This is a genomic window from Salinadaptatus halalkaliphilus (assembly GCF_006543045.1).
GTDB lineage: Archaea > Halobacteriota > Halobacteria > Halobacteriales > Natrialbaceae > Salinadaptatus > Salinadaptatus halalkaliphilus.
This window is the reverse complement of the sequence record NZ_RBZW01000076.1, coordinates 205974-222971: the sequence shown is the minus strand read 5'-3', so window position 1 is coordinate 222971 and position 16998 is coordinate 205974. Positions and strand designations below refer to the sequence as shown.

The 16998-nt window shown below is 64.7% G+C and carries 18 protein-coding genes; 10 read left to right on the top strand and 8 right to left on the bottom strand.

What is annotated here, in order from left to right; translation table 11 throughout:
- The first annotated feature begins 84 nt into the window (after window positions 1-84).
- Window positions 85-438, top strand: coding sequence for a hypothetical protein (locus D8Y22_RS21250; RefSeq protein ID WP_141466635.1), 354 nt, complete (start codon window positions 85-87; stop codon window positions 436-438).
- Between the two features lie 528 nt (window positions 439-966).
- Window positions 967-1380 carry a helix-turn-helix transcriptional regulator gene (locus D8Y22_RS21245; protein ID WP_394348220.1) on the top strand — a complete coding sequence of 138 codons (414 nt, stop codon included), beginning with the start codon at window positions 967-969 and terminating at the stop codon, window positions 1378-1380.
- A 53-nt stretch (window positions 1381-1433) separates the two neighbouring features.
- On the opposite strand, the gene D8Y22_RS21240 is transcribed toward D8Y22_RS21245, so the two are convergent.
- Complete coding sequence (locus D8Y22_RS21240; RefSeq protein WP_141466634.1) at window positions 1434-1937, bottom strand: DUF7344 domain-containing protein; 504 nt, start codon at window positions 1935-1937, stop codon at window positions 1434-1436.
- Window positions 1938-2172: 235 nt separating this feature from the next.
- Window positions 2173-2343, bottom strand: a complete 171-nt coding sequence (locus D8Y22_RS21235) for a DUF7563 family protein (protein ID WP_449421065.1) — start codon at window positions 2341-2343, stop codon at window positions 2173-2175.
- A 486-nt stretch (window positions 2344-2829) separates the two neighbouring features.
- Here D8Y22_RS21235 and D8Y22_RS21230 point away from each other — a divergent pair, with 486 nt between their 5' ends.
- The 3 genes from D8Y22_RS21230 to D8Y22_RS21220 all read left to right on the top strand — a co-directional run bounded on the left by D8Y22_RS21230 (window position 2830) and on the right by D8Y22_RS21220 (window position 4796).
- On the top strand, window positions 2830-3162 hold the full coding sequence (locus tag D8Y22_RS21230) for a winged helix-turn-helix domain-containing protein (RefSeq protein WP_141466632.1): 333 nt from the start codon (window positions 2830-2832) through the stop codon (window positions 3160-3162).
- 186 nt (window positions 3163-3348) lie between these two features.
- Entirely contained in the window at window positions 3349-3624 is a 276-nt protein-coding gene (locus D8Y22_RS21225) for a PadR family transcriptional regulator (RefSeq protein WP_141466631.1), read from the top strand.
- Between the two features lie 185 nt (window positions 3625-3809).
- Window positions 3810-4796 (top strand): DUF1616 domain-containing protein, encoded by a 987-nt coding sequence (locus D8Y22_RS21220; RefSeq protein WP_141466630.1) that lies wholly within the window; start codon window positions 3810-3812, stop codon window positions 4794-4796.
- A 108-nt stretch (window positions 4797-4904) separates the two neighbouring features.
- On the opposite strand, the gene D8Y22_RS21215 is transcribed toward D8Y22_RS21220, so the two are convergent.
- Entirely contained in the window at window positions 4905-5429 is a 525-nt protein-coding gene (locus D8Y22_RS21215; RefSeq protein WP_141466629.1) for a DUF7344 domain-containing protein, read from the bottom strand.
- A 417-nt stretch (window positions 5430-5846) separates the two neighbouring features.
- On the opposite strand from D8Y22_RS21215, the gene D8Y22_RS21210 reads away from it, so the two are divergent.
- From D8Y22_RS21210 to D8Y22_RS21190, 5 genes are read left to right on the top strand one after another with little or no spacing between them, the layout of a single operon-like run.
- Complete coding sequence (locus D8Y22_RS21210; protein ID WP_141466628.1) at window positions 5847-6425, top strand: acyltransferase; 579 nt, start codon at window positions 5847-5849, stop codon at window positions 6423-6425.
- Entirely contained in the window at window positions 6422-7657 is a 1236-nt protein-coding gene (locus D8Y22_RS21205; protein ID WP_141466627.1) for a DegT/DnrJ/EryC1/StrS family aminotransferase, read from the top strand. Before D8Y22_RS21210 ends, D8Y22_RS21205 begins: the two co-directional genes overlap by 4 nt.
- Window positions 7654-8664, top strand: a complete 1011-nt coding sequence (locus tag D8Y22_RS21200; protein WP_141466626.1) for a Gfo/Idh/MocA family protein — start codon at window positions 7654-7656, stop codon at window positions 8662-8664. Before D8Y22_RS21205 ends, D8Y22_RS21200 begins: the two co-directional genes overlap by 4 nt.
- Window positions 8661-10148 carry a nucleotide sugar dehydrogenase gene (locus D8Y22_RS21195; protein WP_141466625.1) on the top strand — a complete coding sequence of 496 codons (1488 nt, stop codon included), beginning with the start codon at window positions 8661-8663 and terminating at the stop codon, window positions 10146-10148. Before D8Y22_RS21200 ends, D8Y22_RS21195 begins: the two co-directional genes overlap by 4 nt.
- Complete coding sequence (locus D8Y22_RS21190; RefSeq protein ID WP_141466624.1) at window positions 10141-11355, top strand: glycosyltransferase family 2 protein; 1215 nt, start codon at window positions 10141-10143, stop codon at window positions 11353-11355. The genes D8Y22_RS21195 and D8Y22_RS21190 overlap by 8 nt, the downstream gene beginning before the upstream one ends.
- Before the next feature lie 48 nt (window positions 11356-11403).
- On the opposite strand, the gene D8Y22_RS21185 is transcribed toward D8Y22_RS21190, so the two are convergent.
- The 5 genes from D8Y22_RS21185 to D8Y22_RS21165 all read right to left on the bottom strand — a co-directional run bounded on the left by D8Y22_RS21185 (window position 11404) and on the right by D8Y22_RS21165 (window position 16938).
- Complete coding sequence (locus D8Y22_RS21185) at window positions 11404-12501, bottom strand: DUF354 domain-containing protein (RefSeq protein WP_141466623.1); 1098 nt, start codon at window positions 12499-12501, stop codon at window positions 11404-11406.
- A 164-nt stretch (window positions 12502-12665) separates the two neighbouring features.
- A complete protein-coding gene (locus D8Y22_RS21180; RefSeq protein WP_141466622.1) occupies window positions 12666-13658 on the bottom strand; it encodes an NAD-dependent epimerase/dehydratase family protein in 993 nt (330 codons plus the stop codon).
- A 2-nt stretch (window positions 13659-13660) separates the two neighbouring features.
- Window positions 13661-14632: a DUF362 domain-containing protein gene (locus tag D8Y22_RS21175; RefSeq protein WP_246084546.1), complete on the bottom strand. Its 972-nt coding sequence runs from the start codon at window positions 14630-14632 to the stop codon at window positions 13661-13663.
- Between the two features lie 164 nt (window positions 14633-14796).
- On the bottom strand, window positions 14797-15900 hold the full coding sequence (locus D8Y22_RS21170) for a Gfo/Idh/MocA family protein (protein WP_141466717.1): 1104 nt from the start codon (window positions 15898-15900) through the stop codon (window positions 14797-14799).
- Between the two features lie 99 nt (window positions 15901-15999).
- Window positions 16000-16938 carry a polysaccharide deacetylase family protein gene (locus D8Y22_RS21165; RefSeq protein WP_141466621.1) on the bottom strand — a complete coding sequence of 313 codons (939 nt, stop codon included), beginning with the start codon at window positions 16936-16938 and terminating at the stop codon, window positions 16000-16002.
- Between the last annotated feature and the right edge of the window lie 60 nt (window positions 16939-16998).

Sequence of the window (16998 nt, the reverse complement as noted above, 5' to 3'; positions counted from 1 at the left end):
ATTCCAGTTGGTGAACTCCCTCGTTCGACGTTACGTTCGTGTACGTGAGTGATAACTAACGGTATCCACGGCCACATCGACGGTATGATAGACAGCCTCATCGTCTTCGTCGTCAGCCTGTTGATCGGTGCGCTCGGCATCTACGTCGGTGCCAAAGCAATCGTCGACTCGGAAGACTACACCTACGCACTTATAACGGCCTTGATCGGTGCGGTCGTCTGGGGCGTCGTCGGCTTCTTTTTCGGCTGGGTCCCGCTCTTGGGTCCGTTGCTGGTCTTCGTGGCGTACCTCGCCGTCATCAACGCCCGGTATCCCGGTGGCTGGGTCGACGCGGCAGCGATTACGCTCGTTGCGTGGATTGCCGTCCTCGTCGTCCTCTACGTCCTGGCGATCCTCGGCGTCACCGGCTTCGATGCGGTCGGCGTACCCGGCCTCTGATAGACTGGTGTCGGCCAGTGCCGGCGTGACCCGCCGTTCTCGCGAACACTCGTCGGTAGAACGGACCGTCTGCGTAGCTTGGCGCCCACCTCTCGTCGCCGCTGCACGATCGAGGTTGCGTTTCGGACTGGTCGACGGTATCGACAGTCCCGCCAATGAACGGTTACTCGATAAAGTCAAACAGAATTCGTCTAGTCGAATCGAACGTCCAACCGAGTTTATCCGGGACGGGGGCAACTCGTACCGATGAGTGACCACGAACGACCGGCTCGAGCGGAGGCGGTCTGACTCACCGTCGGTAGTAGCGACTCGAGACAACATATGGTGTAAATATGATAAATATGGAAGGTGAACAGTACTGCAGAAATATAACAACGGGAAACCCATAAAAAATGCTTTGTGGAACGGTCACGACGGTACTGCAACGAGCGAGCGAGATACGTCAACTATCGATGCTATGAGCATACAGGTTCGAGGCCCGGATGCTGCGTTACAAATTCGATATACGCCACGAGAGGTGTCCCTTTCGTGATTGCTTTTTTGACCGGCTTCGGGTACGCCTTGCCGCTCCAAGTTGGCGGCGTTCACCTCGCGGCTGTCGTCGGGATGGTGGTTCTTGCACTCCTCGGCGGCGTGCTCGTGCTCAGAAATCGACTCGAGGATCGCCACTCACTGACGACACGCCAGGAATCCACCCGGGAGGAGTTCGTCACCGATCGCGAGAAAGTCCATCAATTGATCGACGAGAACGGTGGCCGGATGAAACAGTCACAAATCGTCGACTCCGTCGACTGGTCGAAGGCGAAAGTGAGCCGACTGCTTGCCGACCTCGAGGATGACGAACAGATCACAAAACTCCGACTCGGCCGGGAGAATCTGGTCTGTCTGCCCGGTCACGAACCGACGGCCTCGAAGTCACCCGAGCAGGCAAACACCGATTGATACGGCCTGCGGGATCGATGTCCCGGCAACCCCCACCCGTCCGTGTCCGGAGGTCAGGCCAGTAACTGGTAGAGACTGCTCGCGGCGACGACCAGGAGGACGAGAACGCTCCACAATACCGGATCCACACTCGAGAGAAGTGGCAGATTCAGCCCGGCGATCGCAATGAGTGCAAGCCCGAGAACGCACGCGACGAGGTGCAACTGCAGGAGCTGTGACTGATCTTCGCTGTGGCCGTTGATGTAGGTGATGACGTCGTCGAAGTTCGGACCGGGGGAGATCGTTTTCGCTTCCGAGTCGTACTCGATGACGGCGTCTTCCTCAAGTTGGGGGAGGTGGGTCTGTTGGAGGGAGACGTAGACGCTCTTGTAGAGGTTGTTGGGGACCGGGGTGGTATCGGATTCGGTCGCGGCAATTTCGTTTGCGACGTCCGAAACGTCGATTTGTCCCGATTCCTGAGCGAGCAATTGGACGATGGCTCGCCGTCTGTCGTTTCCGAGGATGTGAAAGACCTCACTTTCCGCCAGCGAATCGGATCGACGTGTCTGGACGGACATTGATCAGGCGTAGTACTCGAACGCAATCTCAGCACACTGTCCACCGTCGACCGTCATGTAGGTTGGTGTTCACCAACCACCGACTTTAACTTCTAGTATTTATTCTGTATGTGTGTCGTGTGGAAAATAGGGCGAACCACGCTATCGGCAGGCCTCGTACGGTCGTCAGAGTCCGTTCCGGTGTGTCAGCGACCGTCCTCCGGTTGCGGCGGGGTTGTGGGTACACCAACCGATCTTAGGGGCGCGAGTTTCCGGGGAGGTGGTCACCGGATTGCATCTCTCGATAGGTCGTACAGGCGGGACAGCCGTGGACGATATTGCCGTTGTCGCCGAAGACGCGAGCAAACTGCTGTGTGACGTGTTCGCCGCAGTTTCGACAGCGAGCACCTGCTGTCGACGATTCCATCGGTCGCCAGTTGTCTTGTGAGGAGTTCATCGGTGTACTACAATCGAGGCGGGTAGATACGAATAAAGAGCTACCACCGTTTACCACCCTGTCGGTCGACCCGGCTAGAAATACTGTATTTCCCGCCGAAACCCGCCGATAGAAGGCCCAGAAGTCGATTACATCTGCACGCGACGGATCCGACCTCAACGTGAATTCAAATGGGTTGGGATACGTTCGACGGACAAAGCGGTTGTTGATTTGGCTTGGTCGCTACAGAAAGGTTTCATTTCGATCGGAGAAATACCAGATTAGCTGCCGGAATGGGGCCCCTTCGTCCGAGAAGGTCCATCGTTATAAAATACCACTATCGCTTACTGATCGAATCGTTGGAACGTAATGGTGGTACCGTGCTAGTATCCCCGGCCAACGTCGCGCGTTCCGGACCGGCGCCTCTCGAGTACGAGAGCGAACGAATCCGACAGCCCCATGATAGGTAATACGCCAATGGCAACGAAAGCAACCAACACTCAGACAGAACCGACCCCCGATCCAGCAGCACAGCTCGACGTCCTCGGCGACGAGTGTGCGCGAACGATCCTCATCGCGACCAGTGAGAGTCCGAAGACGGCGAAGGAACTCACCGACCGAACCGATAGTTCGTCGGCAACCGTCTACCGACGCATCAACAACCTGCTCGAGGCTGACCTCCTCGCCGAGTGCGTTCGGTTCGACGAGGATGGTTCGCATACGACTGCCTACGAGGCGACGATCGATCAGCTCCGCGTTCGCATCGATTCGGGTGGAATCGCCGTGACGCAGTCGAATTCAGGGGGGTAACTCGTTTTTGGCGGATCGAGCTGCCGTGATCGACTCGTGTGGTCTCCGGTCGTCGACCGATACCGAATCACGATAGTCACAGAAAATAGACAGTCACAACAGAAATAGCTGTGAACGGCCTTCTAATCTGTTGTACGAGACGGATAACAAATATCTATTCAGTAGAACGATCACTGTGATTGAGCAATGCACGATCTGACCGGCTTCCAGCGAGACCTGTTGTACGTGATTGCAGGCGCAGATCAACCGTCGGGACAATCAGTCAAAGATGAAGTGGAGGAGTATTACAGTTCGGAGATCAATCACGGTCGACTGTACCCGAATCTGGATACGCTGGTCAACAAAGAGCTCGTCGAGAAAGGCCAACTCGACAGACGGACGAATTACTACGCCATTACCGACGCCGGTCGCGAGCGGATCGCGGAACGACGCGAGTGGGAAGCACAGTACGTCGATCTCTAGTTCGGCGATCGGATAGCGTCGTCATAACAAAACGACCGGATAGTAAAGACGCAGGCGAGCATGGTTTCTGGATCGCGAACCGCCCGACCAACGGCCAGTCGAACCCATCGACACGCTGGGGGCCGCTGTGGAACTCGACGAGTCACTATCGGTCGACAGCTCGACCGACACCGCGAGGGGCGACGATGAGCATTCGTGCACGAACGTGGCAACAACTCACTACGGTCCGCCAGTATCCGTTCGACCTCGCTGTCATCTCTCTGGCTGCCATCTGTGTCTACGCGGTCGTCGTATCGTTGCCAGCAGCGAGTCCGTTTCGAGTGGGTGCTGCCGCGTTGTTCGTCCTCTTTCTGCCGGGATATGCACTCGTTGCGGTGTTGTTTCCCGCGACTGCAACCGCCGGAGCCAGGCGGCCACCGGACGACCCCGGCGGCGTCGACGCCGTCGAACGAGTTGGGCTCTCGTTCGTTCTCTCGCTGACGATCGTCGCGTTGCTTGCACTGGTGTTGGCGCTTACCCCGTGGGGACTCGGCCTCGAGCCGCTCGCGGTCGCTCTCGGCGGTATTACGATCGTTCTCGCCCAACTTGGTGCCGTTCGGCGACTCCGACTCTCGCCATCCGAGCGGTTCGTCGTCTCACCGATCCGCTCTCTCGAGCGACTGCGGGCCCGCCGCGGGCCGGCTGGAACCGTCTCGACGATCCTGCTCACCGTCGCGATCGGATTAGCAGTGGGCGCGTTATTGCTCGGCGTCTTCGCGCCGGTCTCCGCGGGCGGATTTTCCGAACTCGGACTCTACACCGAGACCGACGACGGCGAACTCGTCGCCGGCGAACTTCCAGGTGAGGTCGAACCCGGCGGCGAGGTTCCCGTCACGATCGCCGTCGAGAACCACGAGGGCGAACGTACCGACTACACCGTCGTCGTCCAGCAAACCACCATCGAGGACGACGAGGTACTCGAACGCGAGACCCTCCAGGAGCTCGAGGCGACCGTTGCCGACGGCGAAACCGAGACCGGAACCCGGTCGCTCGAGCCGACGGCAGCCAACAACGAGACCGTTCGAATCGACATCTTGCTCTACCAGGGCGAGCCGCCGGCGGAGCCGACGACCGACAACGCCGAGGTCGACACCTACTTCTGGGTCACGGTGACCGACGAGGCCGACTCGTAGCGGCCTCGAGCGATCCGTCCCGATACAGGCAGGATACACACGTACTACGATTGACTCGCAGTGGCTACTACAGAAGACGTGCTGGACGGAGGGCAGCGGGCGATACCGTTAGGCCGGGTCGAACGGGACCTCGAGGTCCGGTCGGCGCGAGACGTGCTGAACGAGTGCGATTGCGAGGACGATGCCACAGAGTGCGAGGACGACGAGCGGGACGGCGGCGACTGATACGGGTGCCAGCCAGGTGGCCACGACGGCGACGGTGCCCAATAACGTGGCTGTCAGGTAGTGGCGGTGCCACTGTCGATGGTTCTCGAGGCGACGATCGAGGTACGGTTCGAAGACGTCCTCGCTGGGGAGCAGTTCGATCGCGTGTGCATCCGGGTCCCAGTCGACGATGCCGTGGTCTTCGAGCATCGGTAGGTGGGTCTGGTAGAGCGAGATGTACACGCGGCGCCGTTGCGTGCGCGTGACCGCCTCGAGATCGGTGTCGTTCTCCCAGGCGGCGACCTGCTCGACGAGCGGTGCGAGGTCGCAGCTCCCGTTTTGATAGGTCAGATACTGCACAGCGCGTCGCCTGCGAGCGTTGCTGAACACGTCGAACAGCTCGGCCTGGGTGAGTTCGTGGTCAGACATGAGTGCCCTCGTGGTCCCGATTCGAAACGCGATCGGGGATGTACTGCACACCACGTGGTGCCAGTCCCGGTCCCTTTACTATCGATCAGCTACCCGCTCGAAATCGGATTATACCGGTTAGAAGCCGTGATTGACGAGTATTCCAACGTTTCCGAATGAAACTGCGGGCGACGATCCAGGCGACGACGAGTGGCGAGCGTGCCGGAGAAACTGCCGCTGGGACCACCCAGTCGCTGTAGCGTCACGCTACGCCATCGTCAAGCCAGGGATAACAAAACCTCGCTATCGGCTGTATCAGGACGATTCCCACCCGGGTATCGAGCAACCGATGATAGCACGTCAACGACGAGTACGAGTTCGAACGCGACGGACGAGGCCGATGAACGCGAGATCGTCCGCCGACGGAGGTGTACTGTAGTGAGCCAGTTCGAGAGCGAGCCGACATGCCAGATCGACGACGAGGCCACGATCGGCTACGGCGAATTCGACCAGCCGACGGCACTCGGCGACGACGCGACGATTCGGGCCGGCTCGATCATCTACGGCGACGTGACGATCGGGGACGAGTTTGCAACCGGTCACGATGTCTTGGTCCGTGAGGGGACGACTATCGGGGACGACGTCCTCGTCGGCACTCAGACCGTCATCGACGGGCAGACGACGATCGGCTCGCACGTGAGTCTGCAGACGAACGTCTACGTCCCCACCCAGACGACGATCGGCGACAACATCTTCGTCGGCCCCGGGGCCGTCCTGACCAACGACGAGTATCCCATCCGAGCCGACGTCGACCTCGAGGGGCCGACGATCGAGGACGGCGCATCGATCGGTGCGAACGCGACGCTGTTGCCGGGCGTGACGATCGGCGAGAACGCGTTCGTCGCGGCCGGGGCCGTCGTGACCCAGGACGTGCCGGCCGACAGCCTCGCGGTCGGCGCGCCGGCCAGCATCGAACCCTTACCCGACCCCCTCGAGGGGCCGAACCAGCTCGAATGACAGATACCGACACGCACACCGATCGACGCATCGACAGCGACCCAGCGTCGGGGAGCGACGCGAACGCGGATGGCGCTACCGACCCCGACGATGCCGAATTCGACGCGACCGCCAGCACGGACGACACGATCTCGATCGCGAACCCGGCTCTCAGCGAAGATGCCGTTTCCCGCGTCGAGTCGGTTCTCGAGGATGGCATGCTCGCCGACGGACCCGAAGTTCGGGCGTTCGAGTCCGAATTTGCCACCTACTGTGACGTGTCTCACGCCGTGGCGACCTCGAATGGCACGACCGCACTGCACGCGGCGCTCGAGGCGCTGGGCGTCGAGGAGGGCGACGCCGTCGTCACGTCGCCGTTCTCGTTCGTCGCGAGCGCGAACGCGATCCGGCTGGCGGGTGCAACCCCGGTCTTCGCCGACGTCGATCCCGACACCTACACGCTCGACCCGGACGCCGTCGCCGACGTCCTCGCCGCTCGAGACGATATCGTCGGCCTGTTGCCGGTCCATCTCTACGGGCTGGCCGCCGATATGCCCGCACTGAGCGCGCTCGCCGACGACCACGGCGTGTTCGTCCTCGAGGATGCCTGTCAGGCCCACGGCGGGACGGTGGCGGGCGAGCGCGTCGGGAGTCTCGGCGACGCGGCCTGTTTCTCCTTCTACCCCACGAAGAACATGACGACGGGTGAGGGCGGGCTGATCACGACCGACCGCGACGACGTTGCCGAGCGCGCTGCAAGCTACGTCAATCACGGTCGCGAAGCCGACGATAGCGGTGGCTACGACCACCGCTCGCTCGGACACAACTACCGCTTGACGAGTCTCGCGGCCGCCATCGGGCGTGCCCAACTCGAGCGACTGCCTGAGTTCAACGAGGCGCGCCGGGACACCGCTTCGTACTACGACCGGGAACTCGAGGGGGTTGCCGGTCTCGAGACGCCCACAGAACCTGACGGCTATCGCCACGTCTACCACCAGTATACGGTTCGGACGCCACACCGTGACACGGCCCAGCAGGCGCTTTCCGAGCGCAACGTCGAAACGGCGATCTACTACGAGACGCCGATCCACCGCCAGCCGGCCTACGAGACGATTAGTACCGCCGCAGCCGACCTGCCCCAGGCCGAACGCGCGGCCGAAACCGTCCTTTCGTTACCGGTGCATCCGACGCTGTCCGACGATGACCGCAGACGGGTCGTCGACGCAGTTCGCGACGTTTTCCAATCACTATGAGTATGGATACCACCGCATCGTCACGACCGATCCGAGCCGGCGTCGTCGGCGTCGGCGCAATGGGCGAAAACCACGCACGCGTCTACAGCGAGTTACAGTCGGTCGAGTTGACCGGCGTCACCGACCACGACGGCGAGGTCGCTCGACGTGTCGCACACGAGTACGGGGCCACCGCCCTCGAGTTCGAGCGACTCCTCGAGCGCTGTGACGTCGTCAGTGTCGCCGTGCCGACACCGGCCCACTACGAGACGGTCACGACGTGTCTCGAGGCTGACGTGCACGTTCTCGTCGAAAAGCCCATCGCCGAGACGGTCGAACAGGGACGGCGACTGGCCGAGCTGGCTCGCGAGCGCGGGCTCGTCCTCCAGGTCGGCCACATCGAACGGTTCAATCCGGCCGTCCAGACGACCACCGATCTGATCGACGACCTCGATGTGATCAGCCTCGAGGCCGAGCGGCTCGGGCCGCCGGTCGATCGCACCGCCCGGGGGAACGTCGTCTTCGATCTGATGGTCCACGATGTCGATATCGTCGACGCGATGCTCGGTGATCGGCCGGACTCGGTGTCGGCGATGGGCACCGAAAACGGCCAGTACGCTACGGCGACGATGGTCTACGACGACGTCGTCGCCTCGGTCACCGCAAGTCGGGTGACCCAGAAGAAGGTCCGCAAACTCACCGTCACGGCCCGCGAGTGTCTGCTCGAGGTCGACTATCTCCAGCAGTCCGTCCTGATCCACCGGGATTCTTACCCCGAATACCTCGTCGACGACGGCACCCGTCGCTACCGCCACGAGAGCGTCGTCGAACGACCGCGCGTGGACAACGGCGAACCGTTACGTCACGAACTCGAGGCCTTTCTCGAGGCCGTTCGGACCGACTCGGCGCCGACGGTGACGGCCGAAGACGGGATCGAAGCACTCGAGACGGTCAAGACGATCGACGCGCTCGTTGCCGACCGCGATCCAGACGACTCGAGTCGCGAACGGGGGGTGCAAGCACGATGAGTCGGCCACCGACCGACTCGGCTCTCGACGCCGATTCGATCGGCCTCTATGGAACCGATCTCGAGGAGCCACGCCAGCGCGAGCTGTTGACGACGGGCGAGATACCGGTCGCGGTCTACGGCCTCGGCAAGATGGGGCTCCCCCTGGCGGCCGTCTACGCCGAGACGACGGGCAACGTGATCGGCGTCGACGTCGATCCGACAGTCGTCGAGACCATCGAGCACAGCGAGAGTCACGTCGTCGGCGAACCCGGTCTCGCGGAGCTGGTTGCCCAACAGGTCGAGGCGGGACGACTCGAGGCGACGACCGACGGCCCGACTGCGGCAGAGCGGGCCCGGATCCACGTCGTCATCGTTCCCACGCTGCTGGACGACGCGAACCAGCCCGATCTGACGACGGTCGAAGCCGTCGCAGACGACATCGCGGCCGGGCTCACACCCGGCGACCTGGTGATCGCCGAGTCGACGCTACCGCCCGGAACCTGCCGGGATGTGCTGGGGCCCCACCTGGCGAGTCGGTCGGGCCTCGAGCCCGACGAATTTGGTCTGGCGTTCTGTCCCGAACGGACCTCGAGCGGCCGCGCGATTCGGGACATCCGCGGGGCCTACCCGAAGGTCGTCGGCGGCATCGATACGGAGAGTACGCGCGCCGCCTCGCTCGTCTACGACGAACTCTCGAGCAACGAGGTCCACCCGGTCTCGGACGCGACGACTGCGGAGGCCGTCAAGGTCTTCGAGGGGGTCTATCGCGACGTCAACATCGCGCTGGCGAACGAACTCGGGCGACTCGCCGACGAACTCGAAATCTCGACTCGCGAGGCGATCGAGACGGCCAACGATCTGCCGATGTGCCAACTCCACGACCCCGGCCCCGGCGTCGGCGGCCACTGTATCCCGTTCTACCCGCACTTCCTGCTCTCGCGGATGGATGAGCCGATGGCACTGACCCGAACCGCACGCGAGGTCAACGACGCGATGCCGTCGATCGTCGTCGACCGCCTAGAGCGCGAACTCGCGGCCGTCGGCACCGAGCTCAGCGAAGCCTCGGTCGTCGTCCTCGGACTCACGTACCGTCCGGGTGTCGAGGAGACTCGCGCCTCGCCCGCACTCGGTGTCCTGGCGGGGCTGCGGGAAACCGGGGCCGACGTCGCCGGCGTCGATCCGCTCGTCGATCCAGCCGACTACGGCGCTCGAGCCGTCGATCGCGAGGACCTGCCGCGGGAATCGTTCGACGCCGCGGTGCTCGTGACGCCCCACGAGTCGTTCGGGGGTATCGCGTGGGCCGACCTCGAGCCGATGGTCGTCCTCGACGGGCGGGACGCGCTCGGCGACCTCGCCGGCGACGCCGTCGCCGAACGCCATCGCATTTACACGCTAGGCGGATCGAGCGACGGCACCGCGCCCCAGGGGCGAACCGACGGCGAACGCGACGGGGGGGCGGACCCGGCTGCCGTCGGGCGGACGGACGGGGGCGACGATGTATAAGGGACGGACGGTCGGTGTCGTCGTCACGGCCTACGACGAGGCCCGATTCGTCGGCGAAGTGCTCGAGACGGTTCCGGACTTCGTCGACCGGATCTACGCGATCGACGACGCCTCGCCGGACGAGAGTTGGGACGTGATTTGTGGCGTCGCCGAGCGGGTCAACGAGACCGAATCGGTCGAGCGAGCGGTGACCGACGGCGGCGACCGACGGCGCATCGTCCCGATTCGCCACGAGGAGAATCGGGGCTACGGCGCGGCGGTCAAGACGGGCTACGAACGGGCGGCCGCGGACGGCATCGATGTCGTCGCTGTTATGAACGGCGACGGGCAGATGGACCCCGCGATCCTCGATCGGATCGTCGATCCGGTTGCGACGGGCGAAGCCGACTACGCGAAGGGCAATCGGCTGCTGACGCCCGCCGATCGCGAGGATATGTCGCGATTTCGACTGTTCGGAAACGCGATGCTGACCGGCCTCTCGAAGTTCGCCTCGGGCTACTGGACGATCGGCGACCCCCAGAACGGCTACACCGCCATCTCCAGAGCGGCTATCGAGGACCTCGACCTCGAGGCGATCACCGATCGGTACGGCTTTCTCAACCACATCCTCACGCACCTCAACGTCGCCGACCGGTGCGTCGCCGACGTCTCGATGTCGGCGGTCTACGGCGAGGAAGAAAGCAGCATCCGGTACGTCCCATTCGTTCGGTACGTCTCGTTGCTCTTGCTCCGGAGTTTCTACTGGCGGCTCAAACGCCAGTATGTGATCGAGGGCTTTCATCCGGCGGCTGTCTTCTACGCCACCGGCACGTCCGGGCTGGCCGGCGGCGTCGCCGGGTTCTGCGGGGCGGCGTGGGAGCGTGTCCGTCGCGACGATGTGACCGGTCTTACGGGCGTGATCGCTGCCTTCGCCACCGTCGTGCTCGGCCTGCTCGCCCTCGGCATCGCCATCGCCATGGACGCCGACGAAAACGATCCCCTCGAGGTGACTCGCTACGAGACAAGCGAGAATCGCGCCGGTCACGGTAGTGAACTCGGCGGCCACGGCGACAGTTACGGCGGGGAGGGCGACGACCAGCCGGTCGATTCCGGGACCGATCGCGATCGGGAGTGGCGAACCGACCCGACGAGTTCGGGCCAACCCGGTCGTTCGAGTACGGATCCCTCGAGCGAGCGCCCGGAAGACGGTCCGCATCCGCTCGATTGAGCTGTCTTCTCCCTTTTCGCACTCGAGTTCTCCTCGTCCCCGCTCGAATCAGGGCGTCGGCGAGGGGTTCTGGAGTGACTGGCGGGTCCCGGCCTCGAGGTGATCGATCGATCCGCCTGCGTCTCCGATCTCGACCAGCAGGTCGGTCAGGTTGACGAGGTCGCCGACGTAGGCCCGACGGCGTCGCTGCCACCGGTCGGTCGCGTCACCGTCGCCGGCGAGCTCGAGGGTACGATCGCGAACGCCGTGGTAGGTCTCGAACTGTTCGACCAGATCGACGCGCTCGAGTTCGCGGAACTCGCCGTAGACGTGATCGTCGGTGCCACGGTAACGAAGCGCCGGCGTTCCGAGCAGGCCGGCTTCGGTGACCATCGTCCCGGTGTCGGCGACCAGCAACGACGCTTCGGCCATCGCGTCGTGGATCAGCGCGGGGTGGAGATCGTAGGGACGGGCGGGCAGGTCCCACAGGTCCAGATCGTCGCCCTCGTCCGAGACGAAGACGGTCGCGCGCTCGCTCAGTCGCTCGATCAGGTCGCGTCGCTGGTCGGGCGTAAAGCCCTCGAGACCGGTGTCGTGAAGTGCGTCGAGGGCGTTGAACCGGAGGAGCGCGTACGGTTCGTCCGGTCCGACGCCGAGGGCCTCGCGGACGCCGGGGTCGGGGTCGAACACATCGGGGTGAAGGTACGCACACTCTTTGAAGCCCGCGAAGGTGTAGTGATCGTCGCCGAGGTCCCGACGCGTTGCCGCCGGCGAGAGGATGCAGTCGGCAAACGGCCGCGAGACGGCGTGGTTGAAGTCGCCGGGTTCGTCGTCGAGGACGAGCACGACCGGCGCTCGAGCGATCGTTCCCGCGAGCGCGGCGTAGGGACCGCGACCGAAGACGAGATCCGGCTCGAGCCGTCGGGCCGTGGTTGCGATGGTCCCGAGTTGCCCGCCCAGTTCCCGAACCAACGTCGCCCGCCCGCCGTCGGTGTCGTGTTCACCGTAGCGTCGATAGGGCAGCCCGTAGAACTCGAGTAAGTCGATCGTACAGTCGTACTCCCGCCCCATGACGAGGACATCGTGTCCCAGTTGCTCGAGCTGGGAAACGGCGTGGCGATACAGGTGGACGTGTGCCGGCGTATTCGCGAAGACGAGAATCCGCATCGATCCAACGTAGCCGCGATTGGCGTTTTGTAATGAGATGGGTACACGTCGCGAAACCGACCCGAACGCCTGACTCGTTCGGTTCGCTCGAGGCCAGCGCCTGGCCCGGTCAGTGACGATCGACGCGAGGGCCTAGCCCGGTCGATTACGGTCGATGCGAGCGGTTACGTTTCCGCGTCCCGATACCAGGCCAGCGTCTCGGGGAGGTGACTCTCGAGTGGCTCGTACTCGTAGCCGAGCTCGGCGTTGGCTTTCTGTGAGCTGTAGAAGAGTCGCTGGGTGGCGAGTGCTGCCATCCGGCGGTCGAAGGGAAACACCTGCCGGCCGGTGACGGCGCGGACGCCCTCGGCGACGGGACCGGCCGCGCGGATCGCGGTCGCGGGAACGCGAACGGGTGCTGCCGTCCCGCCAGCGTAGTCGGCGATTCGCGAGGCGGCCTGGTCGTAGGTGAGGTTCTCGCCGCCGAGGATGTAGTGTTCCCCTCGCTCACCGTCGGCGGCGGCCGCGAGGAGGCCGTCGACCACGTCCGAGACGCCGACGATGCTCGCCCCGCCGGGCAGCGTCGCCGGCATCGTCGGCTCGAGGCCCATCGCGAGCAACTGGGTCGTAAAGGAGTCGTCGCCGGGGCCGACGATCGAGGTCGGATGAACGGTGACGGCGTCGCCGCCGGTGGCCGCGTAGTCGTCGAGGAGTCGTTCGGCCGCCGCCTTCGACGCCTGATACGCGCCGATCGGCTCGGCGATGTCGTCCTCGTCGGCGAACTCGCTCGAGCCGTTCGTTCGGCGAGTTCCTGCCGTACTCGTAAAGACCACCCGACCCACGTCGCCGTCGCGACAGGCCTCGAGGACGTTCTCGGTCCCCTCGCGGTTGACTCGATGGACGGTCTCGGGATCGGCGCTCCAGAGGCCGACGCCGGCGAGGTGAAAGACCACGTCGGCGCCGTCGACGAGCGAGGAAAGCGTCGCCGCGTCGAAGCAGTCGCCGACGTACCACGCCACCTCTGCGAGGTCGCTGGATCGCGAGGCTGGCCGCTCGAGTCGCCGATCCGAGGACGGCCGACAGAGTCCCCGGACGGTCCACCCCTCGGCGAGGAGCCGTTCACAGAGGTGGCCACCGAGGAAGCCGGTCGCGCCGGTGACTGCGGCGACCTGTCCCATCGTCACTCACCTCCCTCGAGTTGCGGTGGCACGACATCGCCGCTGACAGCCGCGTAGAGACGATAGGCGGCCGTGACGGGGGCTGGCGTGTCGTCCGCGGGCGGCAGCCCGCCCGTCGGGAGCGCCGCGCGAAGCGACTCGAGATCGAACGATTCGGGGTCGACACCGACGGGGGTGACGGTGATCGACGGCCGATCGTCGTCGAACGCGCGCCGAACTACGTCGTCGGCCTCGAACGAGCGCTCGAGCAGCGACGTCCCCACGGCGTCGACTGCGGCGGCCGGCCCGGCAAACAGCGTGTTCGCCGCGTACGGTTCGCCGGCGTAGACGGTCGTCGCGTCGAGCACCGAGAGCGCGGGATCGATCGCTCGGGCCGCCCCCAATGCTCTCGAGTCTGCCGACGCGTCCGTCTCGTCGGTCCCGTCCTCGAGCATCGCGGCGAGCGTTCGTAACCCGCCAGCGACCCGACCGGTTTCCGTCGGGCGAAGCGACGGCATCGTCACGACGGTGCTTCGCGTAAGCCGTGACGGTACCAACGTCGAGACCGTGTCGTCGCCAACCGTGACGCGCGTATCGGTGTGGCCTTCGCTGGCGAGATCGACGGGATCGGCGTCGAAGCGCTCGAGCAAGGATTCGTAGCCGAGGTACTCGGCCGTGCGCTCGAACGAGATGGTGTCGTCGCTGCGGCCGGCGACGACGACTTCGCCGTCGATTCGTCGCTCGAGGATCGCGACGGTCGCGCCGACGACGGCCGGGTCGGTGACGACGCCGCTCGAGGGATGATACGGGTAGTGGGCGTCGGGGACGAGCGTGATTCGGTCGGCGTCAGCGAGCGCGTTGGTACCCGGTGTGATGTCGAGCTCGGACGTGAGGAGGGAACTGAGCGGCGTCTCGAGGGTCGCCATTCGCGTATCGATATCGGGGCACCACCCCCCGGCCGTCCCTGGTTCGACGAGGGTTCCACGCACTCGAATCCGCCCGGCCGATTCGGTATCGCCGTCGAGCGGCTCCGTATCGGTAGCCGCCGCGCCCACGTTACCGCCGTCCGTTCGGTGATCGTCGGTAGCATCCGCTTGGTGATCACTGCCGCCGTCCGTTCGACGATCGTCGCTCGAGTCGTCCGCCGGTCGATCGACGGTCACGTCCGCACCTCCGGACGCTCGACGCCGTCTCGATCGCTTGCTGCAGCCAGTTCGTAGGCAGTTTCTGCGAGCTCGAGCGTTCGTCGGCCGTCCCGACCGTCGACCGGCGGCGTCTCGTCGCGCTGGATCGCCTCGCAGAAGGCAGACAGGGCCTCGTAGTGGGCCTGGTAATAGAACGTCGGTCCAAAGATGTCGGGATCGTCACCCGTGACGCGGCTCGCGACGTTCGAGAGCGCCGACTTCGCGGCGTCGGCGTAGAAGTTCGTGGGAAGGTGGTCCGCGTTCGAGATCGTCCCCGTCACGCCCTCGAGTCGGACCCGGGTGTTTACCTCGGGCAGTTCCTCCCACTGGTAGGAGCCACAGTGTAGGGTGACCGTCGTCCCCGTCTCCGGTGCGCGCATGAGCACGGTCGCCGCATCCTCGACCGGCACCTCGAGCGTCGCGTCCACGGCAGCGCTTTCGACCTCGAGATCGCCGAAGAGCCACTCGAGCACGTCGAAACAGTGCACGCCGAGTTCGAGCAGCGAGCCGCCGCCGGCCCCGTCACGCTCGAGGGCCCAGTCGGGCGGTTCGTCCGCGGCCGGCGGGCGACCGAGCGGCCCGTCGTTGACCCGCGTCATCGAGGCGTAGGGGACGTGGCCGACCCGGCCCTCGTCGTAGGCCTGTTTGACGCCCCGAACGTCGGGCTGGTACCGAAGCGTGTGATCGACGCCGACAGCGATGCCGCCCTCGGCAGCGGCCTCGAGCAGCCGATCCGCTTCGTCGGTCGAGCGAGCCAGCGGTTTCTCGACGAAGACGTCGACGCCCGCCGCCGCCGCCCGCTCGACGGCGTCGGCGTGGAGAAACGGCGGCATCGCGATCACCGCCGCGTCGAGCGATTCGTCCTCGAGCAGCGTCGTGTAGTCGTCGTACGTGCGATCCACGCCGGCACGTTCCGCCCGGGCCCGATTCTCGGGCACCGCATCGGCGGCCGCGACGACGTCGACGCCGTCGATCGCCCGTGCCGATTTCAGGTGAACCGTGCCGATGTTGCCGACCCCGAGCAGCCCCAGCGAGAGCCCACTCGAGTCCGTCCATCGACCGAGCACTGGTGGTGACATCCACTCCGAGAGGGTGGCCCGTTCGGGCTTTGTTATCGGCGTCGTACAGTGAGACACGCCGATCGAACACCGGCGGACGAGACGACCAGTTGGAAAGTACTAGACCCGGCTATCGGTCGCCACCGCGCCGCCGTCGACGCCTCGAGCGTGCTCGAGACGGCGGGCGACGTCGCCCATCGTCTCGACCGTCAGGTCCGTACTGGCACGGGTTCGGTCGAGATACGAGAGGATCGAGCGCAGTCGCTGGTCGTCTCGTGGCCGCGTCAGGTTGTTCGGGTGAAACCAGAGGTGGAACACGCCGTCGCGGCGTGTCGCCTCGTCGATTCCCCGACGAGCCTGGCGAACCATCGGATCAGCCCAGACAGACTCGGCGACGGTCCGGGCCGGTCCCTCGAATCCGAACAGGAACATCGACGCCGGGACGTTCACCAGGCCGAACTCGTCGACCGTCGGTCGGACCAGCAGCGACCGGTTGCGAACCGTCGAATCGACGAACCCGCGGACGCCCTCTCGGTAGGGCGAGATCCCTCTGTAGGCGGTGATTCCGTACTCCGCGAGGATGTCGCGGTGGCCGACGTCGTTGCGCGGAAAGACGAACGACGCGACCGACTGGTTCCACGCCGTCGCGATCTCGAGTGCACGCTCGAGTTCGGCGGCTGCGAGCTCGCGGTCGGTTTCGGGCTGGCCGAAGAGGACGTGCGAGAAGGAGTGGCTCGCGAACTCGTGGTCGACGTCGGCAGCGAGCACCGCATCGACGAGATTCGGGCCGAACCGGAGGTCCTCGCGGTCTCGCCACGCGTTGCGCTCGCGGGCGAACCAGCCGTCGGGTGCCGGATAGTCGTCGTGGATCCCGTCACAGGACTCGAGCATGAGGTGGCCAACGACGGCCCACGTCGCGGGAACGTCGAACTCGTCGAACAACTCGAGACAGGCCTTCCAGCCCCGGCGGCCGGATTCGACTCGATTGCGAGGCAGCGTCTCGAGGTCGTGAAATCCCCAGCCAAGCTCCGCATCGAGCGAGATGACGACGCTACCCATCGAACTCACCACCGCCACCACACGGCCAGTCGGGACCATCGACTGGCACGCTGGCACCGT